This is a genomic window from Leifsonia sp. YAF41, from assembly GCF_052113185.1.
Classification (GTDB): domain Bacteria; phylum Actinomycetota; class Actinomycetes; order Actinomycetales; family Microbacteriaceae; genus Cryobacterium.
The window spans coordinates 1-7,456 of the sequence record NZ_JBFRCS010000022.1; the positions used below are offsets into that span (position 1 = coordinate 1).

Genomic DNA, 7,456 nt, shown 5'->3' on the forward strand with positions numbered 1-7,456 from the left:
CAAACTCATCAAACAAAGAATGAAACGAACAAGTCCGTTTGTGTTTTGTTTGGGATTGGCCCCGCTTGAGGCCGCTCAGCTTGCCGCTGACCGAACCTTTGGGGTGACAAGAGATGACTATACGTGGGTTTTCGCAGACCCCGCAAACCCGACCCTCATCCCGGGCGTGTCGCCACCCGCCCCCACCTGGCCTCCCCCGGCGCGGCCCCACGCATCCGGGCAGTTCCCCGGCCCCCACCCCGCGTCGAACCGTGGCAAATCACCACTTTCGGCACCCCAAACCCGTCATTCGCCACGGCTCGACGAACGTGGGCGCGGACGACATCGACTTAGCGAGAAACGGGCCCCAGCAAAAGCTGAGGCCCGTTGGGCGCACTAGCCCTCGAGGGCCAGCACGGTGCGCAGTCCGTGGTGCGGTTTAGCGCAGGCGACGGCGACGCACGAAGACGAGGCCGGTCATTCCCGCAATCAGCAGACCGAGCGCGAGCAGAGGAGCGAGGTTCCCGTTCCAGCCGGTGCTCGCGAGCCCGGATCCGGCCGGGGCCGTCGCCGTTGGGGTGGGCGTTGGGGTCGGGGTTACCGCTACGAGCTCCCAGGCCGCGTAGAGCGTGAGATCAGCCGTCACTCCCTCGCGCAGGTCCCAAGCAACCGAGCCCTTCGCATCCGTCGTCCAACCGGCGAAGGTGTAGCCGTCGCGGGTCGGGTCCGAAGGAGGAGCAATCGTGTTGCCGTAGGCAACGAATGCCTCGGCAACAACACTGCCCCCTCGTGAATCGAAGCTCACGGTCAGGCCCAGAACTGTCCACTTGGCGTACAGCGTCAGATCATCGGTCACCGCCACGGTCGAATCCCAGGCGTCCGAGCCCGACTCATCCGCGGTCCACCCCGCGAAAACATAACCGACGCGCACCGGCGGAGTCGGCACGCTTGCCAGATTTCCGTGGTCGATCTGCTGCGGGTCGACCATGTTGCCGCCCCGCGTGTCGAACGTCACCGTGTAGGTGCGGATCATCCACTGTGCGAAGAGGCCGGTGTCTCTGCTCAGCACCGTCGCGGCGTCCCAGGCTGCGCCTCCAGTTGGCGCAGTGAACCAGCCGACAAAGTCGTATGCAGGTCGGGTCGGCCTTTCGGCAACGACACCCGCGTCGATGACGGTTTGAAGGGTCGGAGCATAGACTTCGACACTCCCGTGACTGGCATCTCCATCATTGAAGTGGACCGTCAGCGCCGGGACGTCGATCGCAATTCCCGAGGGAAGAGTTCCAGTGTTAACCAGGATTCCAGTGATCGTGGCTACTCCGCCCGAGAGAGATCCCGAGTTCTCGAGCACTCCATTGACGACGAGAGTGCCGCCGTTCACGAACGTTCCTGAGTTGACAAAGGTTTGTCCCGCAGGAATCCGAAGTGTGCTTCCCGGCGCGGTTTGCAGATTTCCACTGTTCGAAAGTGAACCGAAGTAATCACCGGGGTTGTCCTCGCCGGCACCGATGGCGATACCCGTGCCACCGCCCGCGACCACCGAGCCGCCGGTGATACTGACCGCCAAGCCGGTGCTGGTATAGCCACCGCCCAGTCCCGCTGCGCGGTTTCCGCCGATCGCGGCGACGTTTCCACCCGAAATCGACAGGGTGCCGGATGAGCTTTGAACACCGCTGCCGATGCCGGCCCCGTCGGTACCGCCCAGAGCGATCACCGATCCACCGGAAATGCTGATTGATCCGACGCCGCGGTTGTAACCACTGCCGATTCCAGCTGCTGCTTCGCCGCCCTGCGCCGTCACAGTACCGCCGGTGATTCTGATGGTTCCGCCCTCTGACCACCCACCGCTGCCGATGCCGGCACCCAGCCTCCCCCCGTTGGCGTGGATCGTTCCACCGCGAATGATGATGGTTCCCGCACCGCCGGCAGGCGTATTGTCACCGACCGGACTTCCGATTCCTGAAGCTGAATCACCACCATTCGCCGTCAACTCGCCCGGTCCGTCGACGTTCAGCGTCGAACCGACCCTCACCGCGATGCCCGCTCGCTCCGGCGCGCCCGTCGCGGTCAGCTCATATCCGTTCAAGCTGAGCGTCACGGTCGCTCCGGCGGGAACGGTCAGTCCGCCCGCGACGATGTCGGCGCCGAGGGTCACGGTGTTGCCTGCGCCGGATGCAGCGTCGAAGGCTGCAGCAAGCTCGACGTCGGTGGTCACAGTTGTCGACATATCAGCGGCGGTGGCCGCGAGTGCCGAGCCAGCGACGATGCCACTCGACATCAGCGGAACGACGACGGCGAGGGCGATTAGACGTCGCAGCTGTGGTGCGGAAACTCTCGGGCGGAACGACATCATTCGGCTCATCTAATCCTCCATCGAAACTGGGCCGCGCTCAGCGTAGTGACAGAGGGGGTCATCAAATGCGCTTTTACCGATCCCGCCCCGAATTGGGGGAAAAAACCCGCCGCATCCGAGTGGATGCGGCGGGTCAGGTCAGGCAGAAAACGCTCGCTTAGTCGATCAGGTCGTGACGCACCACGATCGCCTCGCGGTCGGGGCCGACACCGATCGCCGAGATGCGCGATCCGCTCATGGCCTCGAGCGCGAGCACGTAGTCCTGCGCGTTCTTCGGAAGGTCTTCGAAGTTGCGCACGCCGGTGATGTCTTCGGTCCAGCCCGGGAACTCCTGAAGGATCGGGGTCGCGTGGTGGAAGTCCGACTGGTTGACAGGCACCTCGTCGAAGCGCACACCGTCGACGTCATAGGCGACGCAGACCGGAATCGTCGGAAGGCCGGTGAGCACGTCGAGCTTGGTGAGCACGAAGTCGGTGACACCGTTGATGCGTGCTGTGTAGCGCGCGATCGGGGCGTCGTACCAACCGGTGCGCCGGGGACGACCGGTCGTGGTGCCGAACTCGAAGCCCTTGGCGCGCAAGAACTCGCCGGACTCGTCGAACAGTTCGGTCGGGAACGGGCCGGCGCCGACACGAGTCGTGTACGCCTTGACGACGGCGATCACGCGGTCGATGCGGTTCGGGGCGATGCCGGAACCGGTCACCGCGCCACCCGACGTGGCGTTCGACGACGTGACGAACGGGTACGTGCCGTGGTCGACATCCAGCATCGTGGCCTGGCCGCCCTCGAAGAGCACGGTCTTGCCGGCGTCGAGTGCCAGGTGCAGGGTCAGCGCGGTGTCGTCGACCATCGGACGCAGACGCTCGGCATAGCTGAGCAGATCGGTGACGATCTCGTCGACGGTGATCGCGCGGCGGTTGTACATCTTGACGAGCATGTTGTTCTTCTGCTCGAGCGCACCCTCCACCTTCTGGCGCAGAATGTTCTCGTCGAACAGGTCTTGAATGCGGATGCCGACGCGGTTGATCTTGTCGGCATAGGTCGGGCCGATGCCGCGACCGGTGGTGCCGATCTGACGCTTTCCGAGAAAGCGCTCCGTCACCTTGTCAAGGGTGCGGTGGTAGGAGGTGATGACGTGCGCGTTAGCGCTCACCTTGAGTTTGGAGACGTCGACGCCGCGCGCCATCAGCGCATCGAGCTCTTCGAAGAGCACCTCGATGTCGACGACGACGCCGTTCGAGATGACCGGGGTGACCCCGGGGCTCAGGATGCCGGAAGGCAGCAGGTGCAGGGCGTACTTCTCGTTGCCGACGACAACCGTGTGTCCGGCGTTGTTACCGCCGTTGAACTTGACGACATAGTCGACGCGGCTTCCGAGCAGGTCGGTTGCTTTTCCCTTGCCTTCGTCGCCCCACTGGGCGCCGATCAGAACAATCGCTGGCATGTCTCGTGCTCCTCCTGATGAACTCGCTGGCCGGCCCCCGAGGCGGCGCCGTGCAGCGCAGGGTCCACCCCATCTTACCGGGGCGCCTGCTTGGCCCCGGCTGGACGGCCTCGCGAGGAGGCGGGCCTCACGTCACGCGGGTCGGGTTGGACGCGGGGTTTCAGTGTTCTGGGGTCGCCGTATTCTCGCGGCCGATCACCGGGATCAGCTGCGTCGCCGTGTGTTCAGATTCGATCCGGGCAATGGCCGAAGGATCCGAATCGTTCAAGAACGTGGTCAATCGGGTGACCTCATCGGTCTCGCCGATCTCAGCAGCGGCACGACGCAGCGCATAGAGCGCGCGCAGCACGCCGCGGTTGGGCTGGTGACGCCACGGAATCAGGCCCTGCCCGCGCCATCCGGCCTTGCGCAGCGCGTCGAGGCCACGGTGATAGCCGACTCGGGCATAGGCATAAGACTCGAGGATGCGACCGTTCGCGTAGGCCGCATCGGCCAACGCAGCCCAGGCGAGCGACGACGTCGGGTGCGCCGCGGCGACGGTGTCGAGCTCGTGCCGCCCCGCTCGACTGAGCGCTTCGAGCACCTCCGGTTCTGCGGGGAGGAGAATCTCAGGCTGATCGAGCAAATTTTCACCGGGCATACTCGATGCTAACCCGGGGACTTCGGCCGCACCTGGGTGACGTCGCGACGGGCCGTCCCGGGACTTACTGTGCAGCGTGCTCGATCGAACTCATGGTCGGCCGTGGCCGCACCGTGCGACATCCGCTTCAGCCCATCGAAGCGAAACATGACCAGTTCGTTCAGGAACGCACGAGAGCGATCGCCTGCGCCCGATCGCGCAGCGCCAGCTTGGTAAAGATCGCGTTGATGTGGGTCTTGACCGTTGCGACACTGACGAAAAGGGCTGCGGCGATCTCCGGATTGCTCAAGCCGTCACCGACGAGAGCGAGCACCTCACGTTCGCGCTGGGTCAGCGTCGGGAATCGGGAGGCGAAGATCTCTGATGCAGACGCGGATGCGAGTTCCGACCCGTCGGCTGCAGCGGAAGCGCCCAGCAGCGAGTTGATCACTCGGTCGCCGACACCGGCGGCGAGGGTCGTTTGGCCGCTCGCGACGGCACGCACGGCGGCGGCGACTTCGGCCCGACTCGCGTCCTTGGTGAGATAGCCGCGCGCACCGGCGCGCAGGGCGCCCAGGATCGACGCGTCGTCGGCATAGGTGGTCAACACAAGAATCGCTGTTCCCGGGTTCTCGCTCAGGATCTGCGACGTGGCTCCTACCCCGTCAAGAATGGGCATCCGCAAGTCCATCAGAACAACATCGGGCCGGGTTTCAGCGGCTACCCGCACAGCCTCAACACCATTCGCCGCCTCGCCGACGATAGAGATGTCGGGCAACAGCGACAGCACGGTGACCAGACCATCGCGAATGATCGCCTGATCGTCGGCAACCACCACGCGGATCACGCCGGGCTCAATCATGGCGTTGGTCCTTCCCTCGGCCCGCCCAGGTTCAGATCCAGGGTCACCACAAAGTTATCGTCGGCGACTCCCGCGCGCAGGCCGGCGCCAGGTGCAAGCGCATCGAGGCGCTCCTGCATCCCGGTCAAGCCGTGACCTCCGCCGGTTCGGGCGAGGCTTTCGGCGCCACCCTCCGCAGCCGTCGGGTTCGACAGAGGGTTCGACAGAGGGTTCGACCCCGGGTTCGACCCCGGGTTCGACCCCGGGTTCGAAACTGGGCCCAACGAAGGGCTCGCCGGATTGATTAACGCCTGACCCGATGGATACCCGCTCCGCGGCATCCGGTTGGTCACCGTCAAAGCCACCCGGGCGGCCGCCCACTCCAGCAGCACTTCGACGGGCTGGCCCGGCGCATGCTTGCGCGAGTTACTGAGGCACTCCTGCAGGCCTCGATGCAGTGCATCCGCCTGCGCGGAATCCAGCGGGAGCGCATCTCCCCGCTCGACGAAGTCGACCGTGCCACCGAGCGTTCGGTGGGCGTTCAGCAGATCCTGAAGGCTGCGCTCGAAATCGGCGGGCGCGACGGCCCCATTCGCCTCGGCCTCCGGCTCGCGCAGAGCATCGACAGCGCGGCGCGCCTCACCGAGGCCCGATGCGGCGAGAGCCCGGGCATCGGCCACGCGCCGTTCGGCTGCCTCGACTTCACCGGCCTCGAGAAGTGCTTCCACCGCATCGAGCTGAATCACGAGACCACCCAGGCTGTGCGCCAAGACGTCGTGGATGTCGCGGGCAATGCGAGAACGCTCGGCCAGCGTCGCCGACCTGGCGCGCTCCTGCTCGAATGCGACCCGCTCTTCGAGCAAGAGTCGGGTTGTCGCGTCGGCGAGGCGGTTCTGGCGCCGGCTGAACCCGAGCACCGCCGCCAGCACGAAGACACCTTCCATGCTGAGGAGGAGAAGTGGGAGGGCCGGGGCCAACAATGCCCCGATCGCGATGAGTGCCACGCCCGCGACACCGGCCGACAGCCCGAGAGGGATCGGCCGCGATGGACGGCCGAGCAGCATCACGATACCGGCGAATGCAGGGGCGATCGCGAGCCCATTGGTGGGAACGGCGGCCAGCGCGCCCGCGGCGATCATCACAAGTTCTGCGGCGAGTGCGACCGCCGCCCAACGCTGTGGGACGAGCACCCTGACAATCCAGGCCACGACCGCGATGACGGTGATCACGATGATCGGCTTCTCCGCAGAGAGTGCCGGACCGACATCGATAAGAAGGGTATAGCCGACCACGCCGGCCCCGAGCAGGTTAAGGATTCGGCCGAGCAGACTCTGCGGCTGCGATGCAGCGCGCGCCGATGCGCGAGCACGCGCTGCGGCATCCGTCGCCGTCATCGGCTGCCGCTCGGGTGCCCGCATTTCGCTCACCTGACAATCATGCTGCAGCGACGGGAGCAAGTCGGTCGACGCGGTAGGCGAAGACGAGGGCACGGGCCGCGCGGTTGGCGGCGAACATGATGAAGATCATTCCGGCGGATGCAGCCAATTGCGAGCCCAGCGACGTCGCGTAAACGTCGAGGCCGACGCGCACTGCGATGAGACCGATCCAGAGAACGAGACCGATCCATCCGGTGCGGCTTTCCAAGGTCGGGATGAGACCGCCGCCGCGCCGTGCGGAGCGGGAAACCTTCGCTTCCGCAGCCTCACGACCGAGCGGGCGGAACGTCGCCATCGCGCCCATGGCCGCGCCGACACCAAGTGAGATGACGATCTCGATGAGGAAGATCGCCAGGTCGAGCGTGGTGAGGTGAATGACAATGCTGCCACGGGTCAGGGTGAACAGGCCGATCAGACCGAGCGCGATCGGCATCCGCCACATCCGGGTGATCGACACGGGCTGCCAGGTGACCTGGCGATAGCCGATCCAGCAGAGCAGCGCGACGATGAGCAGTGCGTTGGCGAGAAGTTGAACGGTCATGAGGATCTCCTGGGAAGCTGATCGAGGTAGATCAAGCTTTTCGAGAAGGCCTCGCCCTGCCCACAACCCTGGGGTGGACATGCGGGTGGAGATTACCGGTGATCGAGCCTGTCGACGCTTCTATGGGTCGTGTCAAGTGGCGTTCGCGTTGAGTTTCCTGAAGAGTGAGCGTGCGATGTAGCGCTTGAGGCAGCGCAGGATCTTCTCGGGGGTCTTGCCTTCTTGGGTGCGTTTGGCGACGTA

6 protein-coding genes are annotated in these 7,456 nt (G+C 65.2%); all 6 read right to left on the minus strand.

Annotated features, from left to right (window positions below; all coding sequences use genetic code 11):
- Positions 1-418: 418 nt before the first annotated feature.
- The 6 genes from AB4Y63_RS19105 to AB4Y63_RS19130 all read right to left on the minus strand — a co-directional run bounded on the left by AB4Y63_RS19105 (position 419) and on the right by AB4Y63_RS19130 (position 7,213).
- Positions 419-2,341, minus strand: coding sequence for an InlB B-repeat-containing protein (locus AB4Y63_RS19105; protein ID WP_441792651.1), 1,923 nt, complete (start codon positions 2,339-2,341; stop codon positions 419-421).
- A gap of 148 nt (positions 2,342-2,489) precedes the next feature.
- Positions 2,490-3,776 (minus strand): adenylosuccinate synthase, encoded by a 1,287-nt coding sequence (locus AB4Y63_RS19110; RefSeq protein ID WP_441792652.1) that lies wholly within the window; start codon positions 3,774-3,776, stop codon positions 2,490-2,492.
- Between the two features lie 160 nt (positions 3,777-3,936).
- Positions 3,937-4,416: a DUF3151 domain-containing protein gene (locus AB4Y63_RS19115; RefSeq protein WP_441792653.1), complete on the minus strand. Its 480-nt coding sequence runs from the start codon at positions 4,414-4,416 to the stop codon at positions 3,937-3,939.
- A gap of 160 nt (positions 4,417-4,576) precedes the next feature.
- A complete protein-coding gene (locus AB4Y63_RS19120) occupies positions 4,577-5,257 on the minus strand; it encodes a response regulator (protein ID WP_441792654.1) in 681 nt (226 codons plus the stop codon).
- Positions 5,254-6,654: a sensor histidine kinase gene (locus AB4Y63_RS19125; RefSeq protein WP_441792656.1), complete on the minus strand. Its 1,401-nt coding sequence runs from the start codon at positions 6,652-6,654 to the stop codon at positions 5,254-5,256. The genes AB4Y63_RS19120 and AB4Y63_RS19125 overlap by 4 nt, the downstream gene beginning before the upstream one ends.
- 16 nt (positions 6,655-6,670) lie before the next feature.
- A complete protein-coding gene (locus AB4Y63_RS19130) occupies positions 6,671-7,213 on the minus strand; it encodes a hypothetical protein (RefSeq protein ID WP_441792655.1) in 543 nt (180 codons plus the stop codon).
- Between the last annotated feature and the right edge of the window lie 243 nt (positions 7,214-7,456).